The sequence below is a fragment of the Nonomuraea sp. B19D2 genome (assembly GCF_040137845.1).
Taxonomy (GTDB): Bacteria; Actinomycetota; Actinomycetes; order Streptosporangiales; family Streptosporangiaceae; genus Nonomuraea.
Genome location: NZ_JBEFAK010000026.1, coordinates 118,482 through 137,089, shown reverse-complemented (window position 1 = coordinate 137,089; position 18,608 = coordinate 118,482). Strand labels below are relative to the sequence as shown.

The 18,608-nt window shown below is 67.1% G+C and carries 18 protein-coding genes and 1 pseudogene; 8 read left to right on the top strand and 11 right to left on the bottom strand.

Features of this window, described 5'->3' with window-relative positions; translation table 11 throughout:
* Positions 1-10: 10 nt before the first annotated feature.
* On the bottom strand, positions 11-1,384 hold the full coding sequence (locus ABN273_RS37360; protein ID WP_349453848.1) for a carbohydrate-binding protein: 1,374 nt from the start codon (positions 1,382-1,384) through the stop codon (positions 11-13).
* Positions 1,385-1,875: 491 nt separating this feature from the next.
* Here ABN273_RS37360 and ABN273_RS37355 point away from each other — a divergent pair, with 491 nt between their 5' ends.
* A complete protein-coding gene (locus tag ABN273_RS37355) occupies positions 1,876-2,742 on the top strand; it encodes a F510_1955 family glycosylhydrolase (protein WP_349453847.1) in 867 nt (288 codons plus the stop codon).
* Between the two features lie 50 nt (positions 2,743-2,792).
* Positions 2,793-4,448 (top strand): VanW family protein, encoded by a 1,656-nt coding sequence (locus tag ABN273_RS37350; RefSeq protein ID WP_349453846.1) that lies wholly within the window; start codon positions 2,793-2,795, stop codon positions 4,446-4,448.
* A 32-nt stretch (positions 4,449-4,480) separates the two neighbouring features.
* On the opposite strand, the gene ABN273_RS37345 is transcribed toward ABN273_RS37350, so the two are convergent.
* Entirely contained in the window at positions 4,481-4,681 is a 201-nt protein-coding gene (locus ABN273_RS37345) for a hypothetical protein (protein ID WP_349453845.1), read from the bottom strand.
* 257 nt (positions 4,682-4,938) lie between these two features.
* Between ABN273_RS37345 and ABN273_RS37340 the strand changes: the two genes are divergently transcribed.
* Together ABN273_RS37340 and ABN273_RS37335 are read left to right on the top strand one after the other, a co-directional pair.
* The gene (locus ABN273_RS37340) at positions 4,939-6,027 is read left to right on the top strand and encodes a PLP-dependent cysteine synthase family protein (protein WP_349453843.1); all 1,089 of its coding nucleotides are present in this window, start codon (positions 4,939-4,941) and stop codon (positions 6,025-6,027) included.
* Entirely contained in the window at positions 6,024-7,244 is a 1,221-nt protein-coding gene (locus ABN273_RS37335; RefSeq protein ID WP_349453842.1) for an MFS transporter, read from the top strand. The genes ABN273_RS37340 and ABN273_RS37335 overlap by 4 nt, the downstream gene beginning before the upstream one ends.
* 291 nt (positions 7,245-7,535) lie before the next feature.
* Here the strand turns inward: ABN273_RS37335 and ABN273_RS37330 are convergent, their stop codons facing one another.
* Positions 7,536-7,934: a MarC family protein gene (locus ABN273_RS37330; protein ID WP_349453841.1), complete on the bottom strand. Its 399-nt coding sequence runs from the start codon at positions 7,932-7,934 to the stop codon at positions 7,536-7,538.
* Between the two features lie 159 nt (positions 7,935-8,093).
* A complete protein-coding gene (locus ABN273_RS37325; protein WP_349453840.1) occupies positions 8,094-8,849 on the bottom strand; it encodes a methyltransferase domain-containing protein in 756 nt (251 codons plus the stop codon).
* A gap of 28 nt (positions 8,850-8,877) precedes the next feature.
* On the opposite strand from ABN273_RS37325, the gene ABN273_RS37320 reads away from it, so the two are divergent.
* Positions 8,878-9,300 (top strand): MerR family transcriptional regulator, encoded by a 423-nt coding sequence (locus ABN273_RS37320; protein WP_349453839.1) that lies wholly within the window; start codon positions 8,878-8,880, stop codon positions 9,298-9,300.
* Positions 9,301-9,537: 237 nt separating this feature from the next.
* On the opposite strand, the gene ABN273_RS37315 is transcribed toward ABN273_RS37320, so the two are convergent.
* Positions 9,538-10,611 carry a C40 family peptidase gene (locus ABN273_RS37315; protein ID WP_349453838.1) on the bottom strand — a complete coding sequence of 358 codons (1,074 nt, stop codon included), beginning with the start codon at positions 10,609-10,611 and terminating at the stop codon, positions 9,538-9,540.
* A gap of 163 nt (positions 10,612-10,774) precedes the next feature.
* Between ABN273_RS37315 and ABN273_RS37310 the strand changes: the two genes are divergently transcribed.
* Complete coding sequence (locus ABN273_RS37310; protein WP_349453837.1) at positions 10,775-11,383, top strand: class I SAM-dependent methyltransferase; 609 nt, start codon at positions 10,775-10,777, stop codon at positions 11,381-11,383.
* Positions 11,384-11,392: 9 nt separating this feature from the next.
* Here the strand turns inward: ABN273_RS37310 and ABN273_RS37305 are convergent, their stop codons facing one another.
* The 3 genes and pseudogenes from ABN273_RS37305 to ABN273_RS37295 form a co-directional block, all read right to left on the bottom strand.
* Positions 11,393-11,794 (bottom strand): four-helix bundle copper-binding protein, encoded by a 402-nt coding sequence (locus tag ABN273_RS37305; RefSeq protein ID WP_425567252.1) that lies wholly within the window; start codon positions 11,792-11,794, stop codon positions 11,393-11,395.
* Between the two features lie 166 nt (positions 11,795-11,960).
* Positions 11,961-12,161, bottom strand: a pseudogene (locus ABN273_RS37300) (hypothetical protein); the annotation flags it as partial.
* A gap of 98 nt (positions 12,162-12,259) precedes the next feature.
* Positions 12,260-12,754, bottom strand: coding sequence for a (2Fe-2S)-binding protein (locus ABN273_RS37295; protein ID WP_349453836.1), 495 nt, complete (start codon positions 12,752-12,754; stop codon positions 12,260-12,262).
* Positions 12,755-12,822: 68 nt separating this feature from the next.
* On the opposite strand from ABN273_RS37295, the gene ABN273_RS37290 reads away from it, so the two are divergent.
* Complete coding sequence (locus ABN273_RS37290; RefSeq protein ID WP_349453835.1) at positions 12,823-13,215, top strand: TetR/AcrR family transcriptional regulator C-terminal domain-containing protein; 393 nt, start codon at positions 12,823-12,825, stop codon at positions 13,213-13,215.
* 53 nt (positions 13,216-13,268) lie between these two features.
* On the opposite strand, the gene ABN273_RS37285 is transcribed toward ABN273_RS37290, so the two are convergent.
* From ABN273_RS37285 to rox, 3 genes are all read right to left on the bottom strand, one after another.
* A complete protein-coding gene (locus ABN273_RS37285; RefSeq protein ID WP_349453834.1) occupies positions 13,269-14,696 on the bottom strand; it encodes a multicopper oxidase family protein in 1,428 nt (475 codons plus the stop codon).
* A gap of 114 nt (positions 14,697-14,810) precedes the next feature.
* Positions 14,811-15,041, bottom strand: coding sequence for a hypothetical protein (locus ABN273_RS37280; RefSeq protein WP_349453833.1), 231 nt, complete (start codon positions 15,039-15,041; stop codon positions 14,811-14,813).
* 728 nt (positions 15,042-15,769) lie between these two features.
* The gene (gene rox / locus ABN273_RS37275; protein ID WP_349453864.1) at positions 15,770-17,194 is read right to left on the bottom strand and encodes a rifampin monooxygenase; all 1,425 of its coding nucleotides are present in this window, start codon (positions 17,192-17,194) and stop codon (positions 15,770-15,772) included.
* Between the two features lie 687 nt (positions 17,195-17,881).
* Here rox and ABN273_RS37270 point away from each other — a divergent pair.
* Positions 17,882-18,586, top strand: a complete 705-nt coding sequence (locus ABN273_RS37270; RefSeq protein WP_349453832.1) for a hypothetical protein — start codon at positions 17,882-17,884, stop codon at positions 18,584-18,586.
* Positions 18,587-18,608 lie beyond the last annotated feature (22 nt).

Genomic DNA, 18,608 nt, shown 5'->3' with positions numbered 1-18,608 from the left:
GTCACGATGCCTAGGCTATCGACCTGCCAATTCGCCGCGTCTGCACGAGGGCCAGCATGAGGACGGCCAGCCCGATCGCGTACAAGACCACTCCGCTGACGACCTCCGCAGGCCCGAACCCCTCTCCACCCGCACGTCCGGCAGGCAGGTACAGCTCCCGGCGCTGCGAGGTCCTCTGAGGCACGCCGGCGTCGAGCGGCAGCCACGTCTCAGCCATCCCCTGCTTGACCTTGACCTCGAGGTAGGTGAACCACCGCCCGGTCGGCGGAACCTTCACCATGCCGAGCACCTGTCCGCCGCTCGTGGTCACCGCCCCGGTACGGGTCTCGCCCGCCCGCCGAGCCAGGATCCTGCACGTCCGTGCCGCCGAGCAGTCGACTGGAAGGATGCCGGCCAATGTGAGCGTGCCGTGCCCATCAGAGGCCCCCGTGAGCTTCGCCTGTGCGACGATCTCTCCTTGGCCGGGGTCGTGAGCTTCCGCCCGGTCCTGGCTCCCCATCGGCACGAGCGCGGCGGCCACGGCGATCGCGGCCGCGGCGCGGCGGAACGAGCCAGCCGCCAAGACCACCAAGAAGACCGCAACCACCGTGAGGGCCACGGGCAACACGCTGACGACAGGAACACTGGCAACCCCCAGCACGCTGGACAGTACGCTCGTCACCGACACGCCTGCCGCCCCTGCGGCGTATGCGAGGCTCTTGCTGCGCCACCTCAGATCGGCGACAACAAGCCCGGCGACGGCCAGCGGCACATCCGGCGCGGAGCGCCCCAGCACCACCAGCAACCCGGCGATGAGCAGCCGGACCACCACGTAGATCGCCACCACGCGCACCATCGGCCAGGGACCCAGCGCGAGCTGCTGGATCACGGCCATCGAGAAAAGTGCGCTGATGAGCAGCACGGGCAGGTAGAAGCTCTCACTGAACTGGGGCACGTCGGTCTCGAACTCCAGCACCGCGATGAGGGCACTACCGAGCAACAGGGCTCCGGCCACCGAGCGCAGCCCGGGAGGCGCGTTCTTTCCCAAGCCTGCGAGAACGCCAACGATGAGCGCGACCGTGCCGAAAACCGCGAGGATATGCGGCGGGCTCCACAGCACCGAGTCCCGCCCGAACATCTCGTGCCACCACGCGTCGGCGACCCCCGCCCCAAGAGTTACCGCGCCACCTGTGGCGGCGGTGCTCAAGCCAGGGTCGCGGAGAACGCCTGCGAGCGATCGGGCCCTCCAGACAACGGCGGCGCCCCAGACGGCCACCGCCAGCCCAGCCACCGCGACCGCCCCGTAGAGCAGCAGGTGCGGAGGGATGAGGGCGTCGTCTCGCCCTATGTCCGTGTGCCAGGCATCGTCCCAATAGGTGGCGAACAGTGAAGCTATGCCGGCCACCAACACTGTCCCGAGCCCAACTGTGCTACTTGCCTGATGCGTCATCGATACAGCCATGTCCCAACCGATCACCTGCCCGTCTCCGTAGACGACGACGCGCGGCGGCCGGATCGTGAGCAAGCCGGGCGACAGGAAACCACCCTCCAGCCGCCACACTGCGACAGGATGGTTGTCGCTTGGGTGGTTTACTGCGATGGGTGATCCGGAATCCTTAGGAGTGCTGCTCTGACCGCACGCCGCGCTCACCAGCGCTCACCAGCACGACGGCGAGAATCAGCGCGAGCGACCTGCACCGCATACCCCTATGACGTGAGGGGCGCGCGTACGGTTCAAGCCGGCGGCCACAGGTCTACGATCCCGGTTGGGGCACGCTCGTCCGGCACTGCCGTCACTCACCGGCGAGCCACCTGCGGGGACATGCGGGGACATGCGGGATGGCTCACATATCGATGCAAAACCACACTACTACATGAACTAGTAGTATCTGCATCATGCGCGATCCACGGCTTCGTGCCGCAGCCGCGGCCCTGGCCATCCTGGCTTTTGCCGCGTCGGCATGCGGGCAATCACAGCCTCCCCCAGCGCCCAACGCCGATGATCCAGGAATCGGCCACATCCACGGGCTGGGGGTCGATCCGGCCGACGGAGCCCTCTATCTGGCGGGCCATTACGGCCTGTTCAAACTCAAGTCGCTAGAGACCGCCGAGCGGGTGGCGGGGCGCATCCAGGACCATATGGGCTTCACAGTGGTCGGGCCCGGGACTTTCCTGGCCAGTGGCCATCCGGGCGACCCGCAGGCGGCCAGCCCGCACCTTGGCCTCATCCGCAGCACAGATGCCGGACGCACGTGGAGCACCGTGTCCGAGGGTGGCGCTGCCGATTTCCACGCCCTGCAGCCCGCAGGGGTCAAGCTTTATGCGTACGACAGTCAGTCACGGCGGGTAAGGTCGAGCACCGATGAGGGCCGGTCCTGGACACCGGGTGCCGAGGAGGACGTTATCGACCTGGCCGCGAACGCCGCCGAGCCGGGCCGCCTCTACGCCACCACCCGGAGCGGCCTGCGAGTAAGCACGGACGGCGGCACGAGCTTCACCAGGGTCATGGACGCGCAGCTGCTCAGCCATATCGAATCTCCGGCAAGGGGTGTGCTGGTGGGCCCGGATGCCGGAGGACGGGTGCACACCAGCCGGGATGAGGGGCGCACTTGGCAGGCGGGCGGCGCCCTGCCAGGTCAGGCCACCGCGTTCGCCGCCGTCGACAGCAACCAGCTGCTGGCCGCAATGGAGGACGGCACCGTTTACGAGTCACGGAACGGCGGTGCCGACTTCACCGTCGTGTTCCGTCCCGCGGCCTCATGAGCGTCCGGCAGCTTAACCGTCGGCATGCTCCGTCTCGCGGCGCCGTCAGCGTGCTGCGTTCGCGGCGCCTGCTCATTCCGGCCGCCATCGTGCTCCTGGCGGCGCTGACCTATGCCGTGTCCGCGATCGCGCTGGCCGGGAAGGTTCCGCCCAGCACGCAGGTGGGCGGCGTGGACATCGGCGGCCTGTCGCCGGAGGCTGCCCGCTCCCGCCTCGAAGCGGAGCTGAAGAAGCGGGTGGAACAGTCGTTGACGATGATCGCGGCAGGCGAGCGGAGACAGGCTACGCCCGCGAAGCTTGGGCTGGGCTTCGATGCCCGAGCGACGGTCGAGGCAGCGATGGCGGGTGCCGGCACTCCGGCAGGCATCGTCCGTTCCCTCTTCGGCAGTCGCCAGATCGCGCCCACGATCACTGTGGACGAGCAGCGCCTGGCCGCCGAGATCGCCGCCCTGGCCAAGAGCGTGGATGCCAAACCGGTTGAGGGCAGCATCCGCTACCAGGGGCTGGAACCTCGAGCGGCACTGCCGAAGCCCGGGCGCACGCTGGACCGCGACGGCGCGGCGCAGGTCGTGAGGGCGGCCTTCGCGGCCGCTCGCACCTCCGTCGAGCTGGATGTCCAGGTGACGGCCCCGAGCATCACCGCCGATGAGGTCCGCCGCATCCTCACGAGCACCGCGCGCACGGCGATCGCAGCGCCGCTCAGGCTGGCCAGCGGTGGCAAGAAGACCACCGTGTCCCGGGAGCAGCTGGCCGCCGGCCTCCGGTTCGTCTCCGACGGGCAGGGAAGTCTGCGAGCGTCCTACGATGCTTCCAAGATCTCCGCAGGCGTGGCCAAGGCACTGCTGATCACTCCGCCGAAAGACGCCTCCTTCAAGATCGTCAACAATAGGCCGCAGGTCGTCCCCTCCCAAGCCGGCCATGGCGTCGACATCAAAACACTCGGCCCGGCGATCTCCAAGGCCGTGACGGCAGGCAGCCGCCGCGTCGATCTACCTGCCACCGAGCGGCAGCCCAGGGTGACCACGGCCGAGGCGAAGAAGCTCGGCGTGAAAGAGAAGGTCAGCTCCTTCACCACGCAATACCCGTGTTGCGCCCCTCGCGTGACCAACATCCACCGCATCGCCGACATCGTGAACGGTTACGTCGTGCAGCCCGGAGAGACGTTCTCGCTCAACGGCGTCGTCGGCAAGCGCGACAAGGCGCGTGGTTTCGTCGAGGCACCCATGATTCTCAACAACCGGTTCGTCAACGACGTCGGCGGAGGTGTGTCGCAGTTCGCCACCACGATGTTCAACGCGGTCTTCTTCGGCGGCTTCCAGGACGTCCAGCACCGGGCGCACCAGTACTACATCACCCGCTATCCCGCCGGGAGGGAGTCCACGGTGTCCTATCCCCAGCCGGACTTCCGCTGGCGCAATGACTCGCCCTACGGGGTGCTGATCAAGGGCTCGTACACGGCCACGTCTGTCACCGTGCAGTTCTGGAGCACCAAGCGTTACGACATCGAATCGCAGAGCTCCGAGCGGTACAACGTCAAGCCCGTCCCCACCCTCACCGACTCCGGCGCCGAGTGCATCCCCATGGACGGCGCGGAAGGCTTCGCCATCGACGTGTGGCGCATCTTCCAGCAGAACGGGAAGGTCGTGCGCAAGCAGCGCTTCCACACCGTCTACGACCCCGAACCCCGTCTCACCTGCAAAAAGTGATTACTTAGCGCCAGCCCTACGTATACGGAGCGCTAGATAGGCTGCTGTACGTGATCGTCGTCATGCTCCAGAGCGGCCGCGCGCGCAGCGCGTTGCTCATGATGGTCGCGATCACCGCCACGTTCCATCTCCTGCTGTGTGGTTTCGGACCGCACGCCCATGGCGGCCATCATCAGCACACATCCCATGGGACCGAGGCGCCGCTTGATCACGGAGGGCACGACGACCACCACGCCGCCTCATGCGAGGACCCCACCACCCCGCCTGCTCCAGCGATAGCTCTGCTTCCCGCCGCGAAGCTCACCATCGCCGCACTGCAGAGCACGGATCAAAGCGCGGTCTCGGCGCCGACGGGCGGTGCGCCGCGTTCCGGGGCTGCCTTGCTCACAGTCGTCTGCGTGTCACGGGTATAGCCGTGCCCGGCGTGCGCCGGTTCGGCCGCGCCTGCCGTACATCCAGACATCTGCGACTGTGGCGAGGACCCATCACCATGAACACCGTCTATCGGCGTCAGCCTGCCCGCATGTGGGCCGGCCGCTCTTCTCTTGCCGCCCTCGTCGGCGGGACGCCCGTGCTGTGGATCCCTGAGCTGTGGGGTGAGCACGGGCGCGGCTTCTGGGCCAAGCTCGAAGGCCACAACCCCGGCGGCATCAAGGACCGCCCGGCCCTGCACATGATCGGCCAGGCCCGCTGCCGCGGGGAGCTCCGCCCCGGAGCACCGATCATCGAGTCCACCAGCGGCACGCTCGGCCTGGGGCTTGCTCTGGCCGGGATCGCCTACGGGCACCCGGTCATCCTGGTCAGCGACCCGGGCATGGAGCCGATCATGCACCGGCTGCTGAGCGCGTACGGTGCCTGCGTCGAGATGGTGATCGACCCGCTGCCTGTCGGCGGGTGGCAGGCGGCCAGGCGGGAACGCGTGCGCGCCCTTCTGGAGGAGCATCCCGGCTCGTACTGCCCGGACCAGTACCACAACCCCGACAATGTCAGCGCCTACGACCAGCTCGCACACGAACTGTCCGACCAGCTCGGCCGCATCGACGTGCTGGTGTGCAGCGTCGGCACCGGCGGGCACAGCGCGGGCATCTACCGGACGCTCCGCCGGCTCAGCCCCGGCCTGCGACTGGTCGGCGTGGACACGATCGGCTCGACGATCTTCGGCCAGCCCGCCCGTCCCCGCCTGATGCGCGGCCTGGGCAGCAGCATCTACCCGCGCAACGTCCGCTACGAGTATTTCAGCGAGGTCCATTGGGTGGCGCCCGCCGAGGCGGTGTGGGCCTGCCGCCGCCTCGCGGCCGGCCGTTACGCCACCGGCGGCTGGAGCGTCGGCGCCGTCGCGCTGGTCGCCTCCTGGCTCGCCAGGACCCAACACCCCGACACCAGGATCGCCGCCGTCTTCCCTGACGGACCGCATCGCTACTTCGACACCGTCTACAACGACGCCTACTGCGCCCGCCACGATCTCCTCGACCGGGAACCACCGCCGCACCCGGCTGTGCTCGCCTATCCGGCAGAGGCGGAGGCGCGAAGCTGGACTCGCTGCACCACGGTCACCGCGCCGGCTGAGGCGATCCTATGAGAGGGACGCTCGCGCAGGTGCGCTCGTTCAACCGGCCTGTCCGGCTGCTGCTGGTCAACCAGCTCACCATCAACATCGGCTTCTACATGCTGATGCCCTACCTCGCCACCTACCTCACCGACGACCTCGGGCTGGCGGTCTGGGTGGCGGGGCTCGTCCTCGGCGTACGCAACCTCAGCCAGCAGGGCATGTTCCTGCTGGGCGGCAGCCTCGCCGACAGAGTCGGCTACAAGCCGATGATCCTTGCCGGGCTGGTGCTGCGGACGGCGGGCTTCGGCCTGCTCGGGTTGGTACAGACGGTGCCCGCGTTGATCGTCGCGTCCGCGCTCACCGGGCTGGCGGGCGCGCTGTTCAACCCGGCCGCGCGCGCCTACCTCGCGCAGGAGGCGGGCGAGCGCAAGGTCGAGGCCTTCGCCGTGTTCAACGTCTTCTACCAGTGCGGCATTCTCATCGGCCCGATCATCGGCCTGCTGCTGCAGGCCGCGGCCTTCCAGATGACGTGCCTGGTGGCCGCGGGACTGTTCGGGCTGCTGGCCGCCGCCCAGGCCAAGGCGTTGCCCGCACGACCGGGGAACCCGCGGGCCCGCCTGCTCAAAGTCTGGCGCGAGGTTGCGGGCAACCGCCCGTTCCTGCTGTTCGCCGTCGTGATGACCGGCTCGTACGTGCTCAACTTCCAGATCTACCTGAGCCTGCCCATCGAGGCCCGCCGCGCCGCAGGGGGCGAACTAGGAGTCGCCCTGCTCTTCGCACTCTCCGGCGGTCTGGCGGCGTTCGGGCAAGTGCGGCTCACGCAGTGGGTGAAAGAGCGATGGGAGCCTGAACAAGCGATGGGACGTGGCCTATGGCTGATGGGCGCGAGCTTTCTCCCGCTGGTCGTACCGCTCCCGCCAGCCGCCACGCTGGCCGCCGTGTTGCTGACCGCGCTCCTGCTGACACTGGGCACGATGATCCTCTACCCGTTCGAAATGGCCACGGTCGCCCGGTTCGGCGGCGATCACCTGGTCGGGACCTACTACGGCTGCTACAACACCATCTCCGGTCTGGGCATCGCGGCGGGAAACCTGGCCATCGGCGCCGCGCTCGACGCCGCCCGGTCACTCACACTGCCCGCCCTGCCCTGGTGGACGCTGCTGAGCCTAGGCTGGGCTTGCGCGGCAGTCCTCTTTACGCTTAGCCGAACGGGACAGTTCCGCCAGGAGCCAGCCGCCTCGCAATAGAGACAAACATTCAGGACATTGTGCCTGCGAGGAGCCGGGCCAGCTCTGCTGCGAATCGGGGCGCCTCGGTGATGAAGCCGATATGGCCGCCAGGCAGCTCGACCACATCCCTGGCCAGGGTCTGGCCAGTTCCACCGCCGCCTGATAGCACGGATAACCTCGGGATGCGCGACCGGCTGCGGGAACGATGCGGTCGGCGTGTGCGGCGAGCGCGGTCAGATCGAGCGCGGCCGTCGTCGTCAGGCGTCCGCATGGTGTCTCCTTCGCACCACAACCGACGACGGAGAACTATCAGGACCACGGCGCCAGCGCTGAACCACGCGCCAAATACTGCACCGCCTGATATGGCCAGGGCGGTCGGCTCCGGTGGCTCCGCTCACGTCGAGCCGGCCGACGAGTTGGACGGTTACGTGCGCAATCGGCCTTGAGCAGATCGAGTGCGATGAGCGCGAGCAGCACCCCGCCGGCGACCTGCAGCGCCTGCAACGAGATGCCCAGGGCGTCGAGCAGCCCGTTGCCGAGCACCGCGAACACGGCGACGATGCCGGCCGCGACCAGCACGGAAATCCTGGCGGTACGGCGGCGCGCCACCGTGTCCTGGCTCCTGGTGAGCGTGAGGAAGATCGGGATGGCCGCCAGCGGGTCGAAGATGACGAGCAGCGTGACGAAGGCTTGAACGAACAGCGACATGACATGCCCCACGGAAGGACGAAGGGTCCCCGTACTCTCAGCTGACGGGGTTGGATCGGATTCCCGTGGGCTCGCAGGGCACGGTCCAGCGCAGCCATGCCGCGCCACCGCCGTACCCGTGCCTGTTCATGCCGGGGCAAACCGCCACGTGGGTGTGCGCTATTCCCTTGATGCGAAGGCCACGAAGATGGGCAGCGCCAGGAACATGCGTCCCGACTCGGCTCGATCTGTCTGCTCGGTCACCCAAGCTGCTTCCTGTCCGGGGGTGATGGCGCCGGCGGCGCGAGCGCCCTCCGCGATGCCGGTTAGCATGGGCAGCATGGCGGCGTCAGTGAAAACGCCGACGTGTGCCTCCACGTGGACGTCCTCGAAGCCCGCGTCGAGCAGCAGGTTGCGGTAGCGGCGGGCCGCACGTGGATTCGGGGTCATGTCGGCGCGGGCGTGCACGATGGTCCGGGTGAGCGCGGGGTCGTCGGAGTCGATGATGAAGGTGTCCCAGTCCTGCCCGATGAGCACGATGCGCCCGCCTGGAGCGAGCACCCGCTTGGCCTCCTCCAGCGCCTTGGCCGCGTCGGCGAGCTCGTGGTAGACCTTGTCGGCCCGATACCCGGCGACCTCCCCGTCCTCGAGCGGCAGATCGAAGGCGTCGCCGATCCTGAAGTCGGTCTGCGGCCAGCGGTGGCGGGCCACCGCGATCATCTTCTCGCTGACGTCCACGCCGATAGCTCGCATCCCGCGCTCAACGAGCTCGTCGACCGCACGCCCAGCGCCGCAGCCGACGTCCACCACGGCCGCGCCGTCGGGAAGGGTGAGCAGGTCGTACGACCGCGCGCGCAATGCGACGGCGCCGGGCAACGCGTCGGCGACATCGAGCATCCGGATGAGGGATTCCATGGAGTCATTGTTTTTGGACATGTGAGCCAGCATGCGACTTAATGTCGACATGAAGTCAAACGCGACCATGAGCATCGGTGAGATCGCGGAACTGTTCGGGCTGGCCACGCACGTACTGCGGCACTGGGAGACGATGGGTCTGCTCGCTCCGGCCCGCATCGGAGGCGAGCGGCGCCGCTACGGGCCTGACGACCTCTATCGGGTCGCCGTGATCCTGCGCGCCAAGGAAGCCGGGTTCAGCCTGGAAGAGATCCGGGAGATGATGGCCACGTCGGATACGGCGGAACGGCGCGCCGTGCTGCTTCGTCGGCGGGAGGAGCTCGCCCGGCACATCGCCGAGCTTCAGGCCTCGCTCGAGCTGATCGACTGCGCGCTGGACTGCGATCACGAGGACTTCACCAGTTGTCCCCATTTCCAGTCCATGGTCGCCGAGCGGATCTCTCTGTACCCCTCGCCACACGTACGAGTCTGAGCCGGGCTCTTCGAGCGCGGCATACGGCACCTCAGAAGCCGATGACTACTATGAATGATGGTAGATAGAGGCTTCCTGCGAGCACGCCACCCGGCGGGCATGGAGGAGACCATGACGACCGGGGATACCAAGGATCGCAGCACAGCAGTTCTCGATGTGAGCGGCCTGCAGTGGGCCACCGAGCGCCGGCTTGACCGTGACCCGCCGCTTACGCACGCCAAGGGCCACCACTTGCGATCAGTTGCTCACCCTCACCACACCAGCGAGATTGCGCGTGTGGACAGAAACGATTTTGACGACGTCCCCAGTCCGCGGCGCCTGGATCATCTTCCCGTCTCCCCAGTAGATCGCGGCATGCGAGATGTAGCCGGGGTTGGTGGGGTCGAGCCGCCAGAAGATCAGGTCGCCTGGGCGCATCTGGGAGAAGGGAACCTTGGGTCCGCTGGCGAACTGCTGGTGCGTCACGCGGGGCAGCCGCACTCCCGCCTGCCCGAAGGCCCACTGGATCAAGCCTGAGCAGTCGAAGGCGTCGGGCCCCTCAGCACCCCAGACGTACGGCGCGCCCAGTTTGCTGCCGGCCGCAGCCAGGGCCACGCTGATCCGGCTGGTCGGAACAGGCTGACGGCGGGACGACGTGAAGGTGGGCTTGAGCACAACCATTTGGGCGCCTTGAGGCAGCACCTTCCGCAGCGCGTCCCGTATCTGGGTCGAATCTGCTTTGGGGGCATTGATCAGAAGCGCATTGTCGTGGGGAAGGCCAAGTGTTCGGGCCATGCTCTGCGACACGACAGCATCCACGGCGTCCAGCCCCATGGTGGCGTGCGCCCCGACGCGTATGACTCGCCCCTGACTGTTCACCCTGCTCCCTAGCGTGAGGCCTCCATCTGTGCCGAGACCGAACGAGACGGCCGCCTCCCCGGCTGCCACGCGTTGCCAGAGGCCATCTGAGATCGCGGTCGGCTCAGGCGTGTAGGCCCGAAACGTGGAGGGGTTCACCCCTATGATCCCTACTCGGCGACCACCGAACATCGCCTGCGCCGCATCGACGATCTCGACGGAACTCACGCCCTTCTGCTGTCGAACTCGCTCGACGATCGACGTAGGCAATGATCGGGCCGCGACCACGAGCAGGTGCGGCTCTCGTAGCCGCTCCAGGGCGCCCACTTGCGGAGGGGCCGATGTCGCGGCAACGGGCGGCTCCCGATGAACTGGCGTACGACGTGGGCGTGCCTCGGTCGGTTGGTCGAAATCAACGAGGACCAGCACTCCGGCGACCAACGTGACGACCACGAATCCCGCGAGCAGAAGCATGTTCCGATACAGCCCGCTACTACGCGCCATAGTCACAGCGCCATTATGCAGATTCTTGTCAAGCCCCCGCGACAGTACGGCGGTGCATTGACCCGCCGCTTTCCCTGCATACCCCCTACCCGTACACCCTGGGCTTCACGACTAAGGAGCGTCATCATGCGACTTGAACCGCGAACCTGGAGACATGGCCACCAAGGAGATCCAGTCCTGGGCGTACGACGAGCCGATCCGCTCTCCGTTCGCCCTTCCGCAAGGAGTACTCGGACGTTTGGCGGGGCGGCTCATGCTGTGGCTCAACGATCCGAGCGAACTCGTGGCGCTCATCGGGAAGCAGGACAGCGTGCTAGAAGTCGGCTGCGGGCCGGGCGGCCTGCTGCGGCACCTCGAGGCCGAGTCAGTCTGTGGCATCGACCCGTCGCCCGACATGCTGCGCCAGGCGGCCCGGCACAACCGTGGGCGCGACGTTGACCTGCGGCTCGGCACCGCAGCGGACACGGGCTGTCCCGACCGCAGCTTCGACGTCGTGGTATCGGTGAACAACGTGGCGATGTGGCCGGATCTGGAGGCAGGCGTCCACGAGCTGTGCCGGGTGACCCGGCCACGTGGCAGGGTGCTCATCGCCTGGCACAGTGCCACCGGCCGCTCGCCGATCGCCAGGAAGAACGCTCTCCCTGCGGAGAAGCTGGCGCGTATCGCTCATGTCCTGGGCGAGCCGACGCAGCGCCATGAGCTCAAGAATCTGACCGTTCTCGAAAAGCGCTGCCCAGGCTAGGCGAGTCGTTCAGCCAAGCGCGCCCAAGAGGTCGCGGCAGGCGCGTTCGCAGGCGCGGCATGCCTCGGCGCAGACGGCGCAGTGCCGATGCTGGGTGTGCTGCGCGCACTCGTCACCGCAGGCCTTGCATGCCTGCGCGCAGGCTTCCAGGATGGCCCGCGTCATGTTGGCGTCGTATCCGGTGTGGCGGGAGAGGACTCGAGCTGTGGTGTCGCAGATGTCGGCGCAGTCGAGGTCAGTGCGAACGCACTTGGTCAGCTCGGCGACCATGTCCTCACTGAGGCAAGCGTCCGCGCAGGCCGTACAGGCCTGGGCGCAGCGCAGGCAGGCTTCGATACAGCTTGTGAGGCGCGCCTGATCGACGCGGCCTAGATCCTTGGGGTACGTGGAAAGCATCTCGGCTACTTGCAGGGTCATGTCGGTCCTCATTTCCTCGACGGCCGATGAACGAACCCGAGCTACCCGAGGCGTGGGAGGGCTAACGACATGAACTATGCAAGTTCGTAGATCTCCTGATAAGTGCATGCAATGTGGCCGAAGGCGGTGATCGCCTCCGGCCACGTCCGGGACGGGTTTCTTACTTGAAGCGGCGGAGCCGCAGGCTGTTGCTCACCACGAACACGCTGGAGAACGCCATCGCCGCTCCGGCGATCATCGGGTTGAGCAGGCCGAGCGCCGCCAGCGGCAGGGCGGCCATGTTGTAGGCGAACGCCCAGAACAGGTTGCCCTTGATCGTCGACAGCGTGCGGCGCGACAGCCGGAGCGCGTCGGCCGCCATGGCCACGACCTTGCCCTCGGACTGCAGCTTCTTGGACTCAGCGGTGGCCACGCCGGTCGCCGATGACAGGTCGGTGGCGGTGACGTATGAGAAGGGCTTCACCGGCTGACCTCTCTCACGGCCGCGAGGATCCCGTTGTACGCGCCGCACCGGCACAGGTTCCCGGCCAACCGCTCCCTGATCTCGGCGTCCGTAAGGCCTGGCGCGCCCACGGCACTCGGCACTCCGGCCTCGTACTCGGCGAGCATGGCCACGGCGGAGCAGATCTGGCCCGGCGTGCAGTAACCGCACTGCAAGGCGTCGTGACGCACGAACGCCTCCCGCATCGCCCGGCCCGCCTCGGCGAGCCCCTCGATGGTCGTGATCTCCGCGTCCTCGCACTGCACGGCGAGCACGAGGCAGGAGTTGACCCGCTCACCGTCCAACAACACCGTGCAGGCACCGCAGGCGCCCTGGTCGCAGCCCTTCTTGGTGCCGGTCAGGCCGAGGTGCTCGCGTAGACAGTCGAGCAGGCTGACACGGGTGTCGAGCTCCAGTTCGTGACGGTGGCCGTTCACCGACAACCGCGCCTTTACGTACGTATTGCCAGGCACTAGACCCCTCCTCGATTCGGTCTCAGCGTTCACATGGATCCCAGTCCGAGCAGGCGTTCGGCGTTGCCGTGTGCGATCTTCTCTCGATCGGCTGGGCTGATGGGCGCGCTGTCGAGCAGGGCGCGGAGAAACCGGCGGCCACCGGGATGTCAAAACCTCAGGTGCTCGCCCTGCGAAACCTGGTCGCCGGAGAGGTTCGCCGCTTTCCTGAGCTCGGCCAGGCCTGGCAGGAACGCGGGCCCGGCCGGTTCTTCCCCGTGCTGGCCGACCTGTTCACCCGCCTGTCCGAGCGCGGAGAAATGCACGTGCCCGACGTGGAGGTCGCCGTCATGCAGCTGTACGCGCTGACCCTCTACCCACATCTCATCTACAGCTCATACGGCATGCAACTGGACCCCGATCTGGCCGAACACCTGATCGTCCAGGGGATCGACATGTTCCTGGCGTACTACCGAACATGAGCGCGCCCGCCGCCGGGATGGACGGCGGACGCGTCCCATGACGGGCCGGCCTGTCAGGGCTGCTGATAGCCGAGCAGCGTCATCATTCCCGACTCGGCGTGATAGATGTTGTGGCAGTGGATCATCCAGATGCCTGGATTGTCGGCGTTGAAGTCGACCTCCAGCGTGTCGTTGGGCAGCACGATTGCAGTGTCCTTACGGGCGCCGCCCGGCAGGGCGAAGGTGTGGCCGTGCAGATGCATGGGATGCCACATCATCGTGCGGTTGACGAAGGACAGCCGCACCCTCTCGCCGGACTGCACCGGGTAAATGGTGGCGGGATCGTACTTCTTGCCGTTGATGGCCCAGTCGTAGGCCATCATGCTGCCGGAGAGCTCGAGTTTGATGGTGCGATCCGGTCGCTTGGCTTCGAGTCGTAGCGCCTCCCGGGGCACGAGTTGGTCGTAACCGACGACCTCGCCATCCAGTTCCCGTGGCCGCAGGCCAGGGCCGGGAGCGGCCGTCCGCCCGCTGGTGCGGATCAGGCCTCGGGCCACCGCCTTCTTCCCTTCGGCCAGGGCAACCAGGGGAAAGACTCCGTCCTTCAGCGTGACCAGCACGTCGTAACGCTCTCCCATACCGATCAACAGCGCGTCGGATTCGACGGCCTGTACGGGGAAGCCGTCGGTGTGGGTGACCGTCAGCCGGTGCTCAGCGAGAGCCACGCGGAAGGCGGTGTCGCCGGCGGCGTTGATGAGGCGGATGCGCAGGCGAGTACCCGGCTTGGCGCGAAACGTTTCCGGCTGGGAAGGAATGCGCCCGTTGACGAGGAAATGCGGATACCGCACGTCGCCCGCATCGCCGCCCAGCAAGGGACTCGTGGCCCCCATCAGCATGTGCTTGCCCATGCCTGCGTGGTCCATGCCCATGCCGCGTGAGAGCTCGGCGAGCACCTCGTCAGGGGTTCCCGTGACGCCGTCGAGCCAGTCGTCCAGAACCACGACCCATTCCTCGTCGTAGTTCAGCCGCTCGAGCGGATCGTCGACGATGAGCGGCGCGTACAGCCCCCGGTCCAGCTGAGTTCCGGAGTGCGGGTGGAACCAGTACGTCCCGGGATGGGACGCGGTGAACTCGTAGACGAATTCCGATCCCGGCTTGATCGGCTGCTGGGTGACGCCCGGCACACCGTCGGCGTCATTGCGCAGCGCCAGTCCATGCCAGTGGATGGAGGTGTCGACGGGCAACCGGTTGGTGACCGTTGCCCGTACCCTCTCCCCCAACGCGACGCGGATGGGGGTGCCGGGGATCCGACCGTCGTAAGCCCACGTACGGACCACCGGGCCACCGAGGTCCACCTGGCTTTCCGCTGCGGCCAGCCGGAAGTCGCGTACCGCGCCGGGCCGCCGAGCCTGCTCTACCGCACGTACTTCGGCGCCGCTCGGGCTGACGAAGGTGGGCGACGCTTTCCCACCGCACGCGGTGAGCGCCGCTCCGCCGAGCAAGCCGACGCCGGCCTTGAGCAGGGTACGTCGATCCATGTCCATGATTGATGCCTCGCTTGATAGGTCGTGCTCAGGGATGACTGCGAACCCGGACCGGTAGGCCCGGAAATCGCTCTAGATCCGGAGGACGACCAAGCGCGTGAGCAGAGGCAGCGGCGGCCCGCGCAGCAGTTGCGGCCAGAGGCGCACACGCGAGCCGACGGCGGTCAGGAAGTCGAAGACGGCGACGGAGCGGAGCTGCAGCAGCCAGACCAGGCCCAGGCCCAGGACGGCCAGGCACATCCAAGCCGACGTGGCGGGTTCGCTTGGGGCGTGTCCTGACTCGGCGCCGACGCTGGGGGACATTTCTACAGCGTTCGCGAGGTGGACCCCATGGCTCGGAGAGGGGAGATGCCTGTCTAGGTGACCCACCGTGTGCATTGCCGCGACGCCCGTAACGAGAAGCACGAGCAACAGCAGGCGCTGGGCTGCCCGGCACGCTCGTGTCATGTGGCAGATACTACGGCATACAAATATCCTGCACCGCCGACTGTCCGCGCGAACGCCTTAATATGCTGGTCAAAGAGCATATCGATCTCTACTAGTAAATATCGTAGGAGACCCTTGACGACCTCTGCCGATGAATCAAACTTCGTGCAGCGAGCTTGACATGTAGATCAAGCCCATCCGCTCGAAGCGATCAGAACGCAGGACACGCGCCAGGTCGCGTGAGAGGGGACTGCTTTGGCCACTTCACCTGACCCTGACCAACTCTCTGGCCACTTTGGCTGGCACGTGGCCAGGTATCGCGTCACCTGACACCGAGGTCATCGATTGACTGGAGCCGCGACCTGCGGAAACCGCGTCTCGATAGACCCGTACGCGAAACTGTCCGATGACGGGAGGCTGAACGGATCACCCGGCAGAGACGTGACGGGCAGGCTACCGACGCTGGCACGGCCATTTTCCGCCATGCCAGCGGGCGGTGGATGTCCGACGAGAACGCCGACCACTTCCAACTCCTGGCCGACAGCGCCGCAGATCTGCTCGCCATCTCGCCACGTATGTGCGGGATGACCACTGCTCAGGCGAAATCAGTTGGCGGGCTTGCCGAACCAGCGGGAGAGGTGGTCGTCCAGGTCCTGCTGATCGTCGCCGATCCAGGCGACGTGGCCGTCGGGGCGTAGCAGGACGCACGGAACATCCAGTACCGCAGTGGGATCCGCGAGGTGATCGACCCGGTCTGACCAGCCGCCGGCGGTCAGGCGTTCGGTGCGGTCCAGCAGCAGGCCGCGGCCGCGATGCAGCAGACCGTAGAGGTGGCCCTGTTTCACGTCGATGTCGCGCAGGCGGCGGCCGAGCAGGTCGGGGCCTTCGCCGAAGTCGTAGCGGATGCCGATCGCGGTGATCTTCTCGATCAGATAGCGGTTCACCTCGTCGAAGTCCATCAGTTCGGTGAGCAGCCTGCGTACGGCCTGCGCGCCCGGTTCGGTGGACAGCAGTTCCGTCTGGGCGCGGGTGTTGTCCAGCACGTCCTCGGCGACCGGATGACGTTCGGCCTGGTAGGTGTCCAGCAGTGTTTCCGGCGCCCAGCCGCGGATCTGTGCGGCCAGTTTCCAGCCGAGGTTGAATGCGTCCTGAACGCCCAGGTTGAGGCCCTGTCCGCCGATGGGTGGATGGATGTGTGCCGCGTCGCCGGCCAGTAACACCCGCCCGACCCGGTAACGTTCGGCTAGCCGGGTGGCGTCCCCGAAGCGGGACATCCAGCGCGGGGAGTGCACGCCGAAATCGGTTCCGGCGATGGTGCGCAACTGTTGCTTGAAATCCTCGAGGGTGGGCGGTTCCGCGCGATCGCTGACTCCCGCGGCGGGGACTACGACGCTATAGACCTTTTCGCCGAAGGGCCGGAGCCAGAATCGCTGATGGGTCTCGCGGATTTCGGTCACCCTGGCGGCGATCTCCTCCTGCGGCACGCCCACTTCCATCTCGCCCATCAGCGTCTCGATCCGTGAGGGCTCGCAGGGGAAGCCGACGCCGAGAAGTTTGCGCACCGTACTGCGCCCGCCGTCACAGCCGACGAGGTAGCGCGAACGCAGCTGTTCCCCGTCGGCCAGCTCGACGGTCACACCCTCGTCGTCCTGCTCGAAACCGGCCACCGCGCAACCGCGCCGGACCTGCGCACCCAGCTCGATCGCATGTTCTTCGAGCAGGTGAACGATGACCGGCTGCGGGATGCCCAGCAGATAGGCGTACGCGGAATCCAGGCCCTTGGGCACGGGTTTGGGGATGGCGGCGAAGAAGCCGCCGGCCGGACGCTGTCTTCCGTGCTGGAGAATGCGATCCAGCAGTCCGCGCATCGCCATCAGCTCGAGACTGCGAATATGCAGACCGACTATGCGGACGAACGACGCGGGCTCGGTTTCCTTCTCCAGAACGAGTACCCGCACATCGTGCAGCCGCAGTTCGGCGGCCAGCATCGCACCGGTCGGCCCGCACCCGGCAATGATCACATCGAAGATGAGGGGCGCGCGATCGGCGCCGGAGGCCGGCGACGAGAGAGCTCCGGGGACGTCGCCCGCCGTGGAGTCACGCTCGACCATATCGTTCGACGACGGCTCGGCGGTGAACTGTTGAGAGTGCATAGGTGTTGCCTTTCGGGAGTGCCTTGTTGGCGAGGCACTCCCGGCGACACCTACGTCAATCGCCCGACCGTGACGGGAAGGGGGAGCACCCACATCGATACAGCGTTCATGGGTCTCACCTCCTCGGGCGGTGTCACGGTCAATCGCAAGCTACAAGCCCGAGCATCATCCCGTCCAATCCTTTCCCAGCCAGTGATCACGGCTCCAAACGGGCCCGTGCGGCTGCAGGGCGAATCCGGCGATGCGTCGGCGGAGGGCCGCTCATCGCCGGCCGCTCGCCTTGGTGGCCCCTGCCCGTGGTCAGGATTGCCCGTCCTCCAGGCTTCCATGTCTCTCTAATGCCGCTCCCAGGTAGCCCGTAAAGGGCGATCTGGTTACAGCCGAAGTGACAGCCCGTTGCGCCGTTTCCGCTGCGCCAAGCGCCCCGTAGAAGGCACCCTCGAACAAGATGGCGGCCTCGTCGGTCACCTCGTCACTCATGCCCACCATGCGGTCCATAGTTGGGACCTTCGGCCCTGCCGAGGCCGGCGGTGGCCGGCGAATCATGAGAAGAGGAGGTGAGTGATGATGAAACAGAGCCATGAGCTGCGATGGGGCGGGCTGGCCGGTGTCGGCGCCATACTGTTCGCCATCATCGGGCGCCTGGTGATGGGGAGCGCGCCGCAGATCACGGACTCCGCGATGACGATCTCGGGATACCTGGCGGAGCGCCGGGCCCAGGTCCTGGCGGCGGCGTTGCTCTACGCCGTCGCGACGGCGCTGTTCCTGTGGTTCGGCGTGGCGCTGGCCACCGCTTTCCGCCGTGCGGACGAGACGAGTGACGCGCCGGCGCTGGTCCTCGCGGGATACGTCGTTCTGGCTGCCGTCGGATTCATCGGCATATCCGTGTTCGCCGGGATGACCTACGCGATCACCACGCATCGGCCTCTGCTGGCCATCGCCGCGGGGCCGTACACCGCGCTGACCGTGATGGATGCCATCACCGGGATCGCGATGGCCGTGCCCTTCGGGGCCTCGGCCGCCGCCATCATGCGCACACACGTATTCCCGCTGTGGATGGCCTGGCTCGCCATTGTCGTGGCCGTGGTCGGCGTCCTGGGCGCGTTCACGGTCGTCAACACGGGCGGCGCCTTGGTGCCCGGCGGCCCGGTCCCGGCGATCGTGCTCGGCGTGCTCACGGCGTTGTGGGTACTGGCCGCCAGTTGGTTCCTCATCCGCGAGCACCTGCCGATCCCCGCTGTGGGGGCGAGGCCGGCGATGGGCCACTAGACATCTCGTGCGCCCCGGCCGC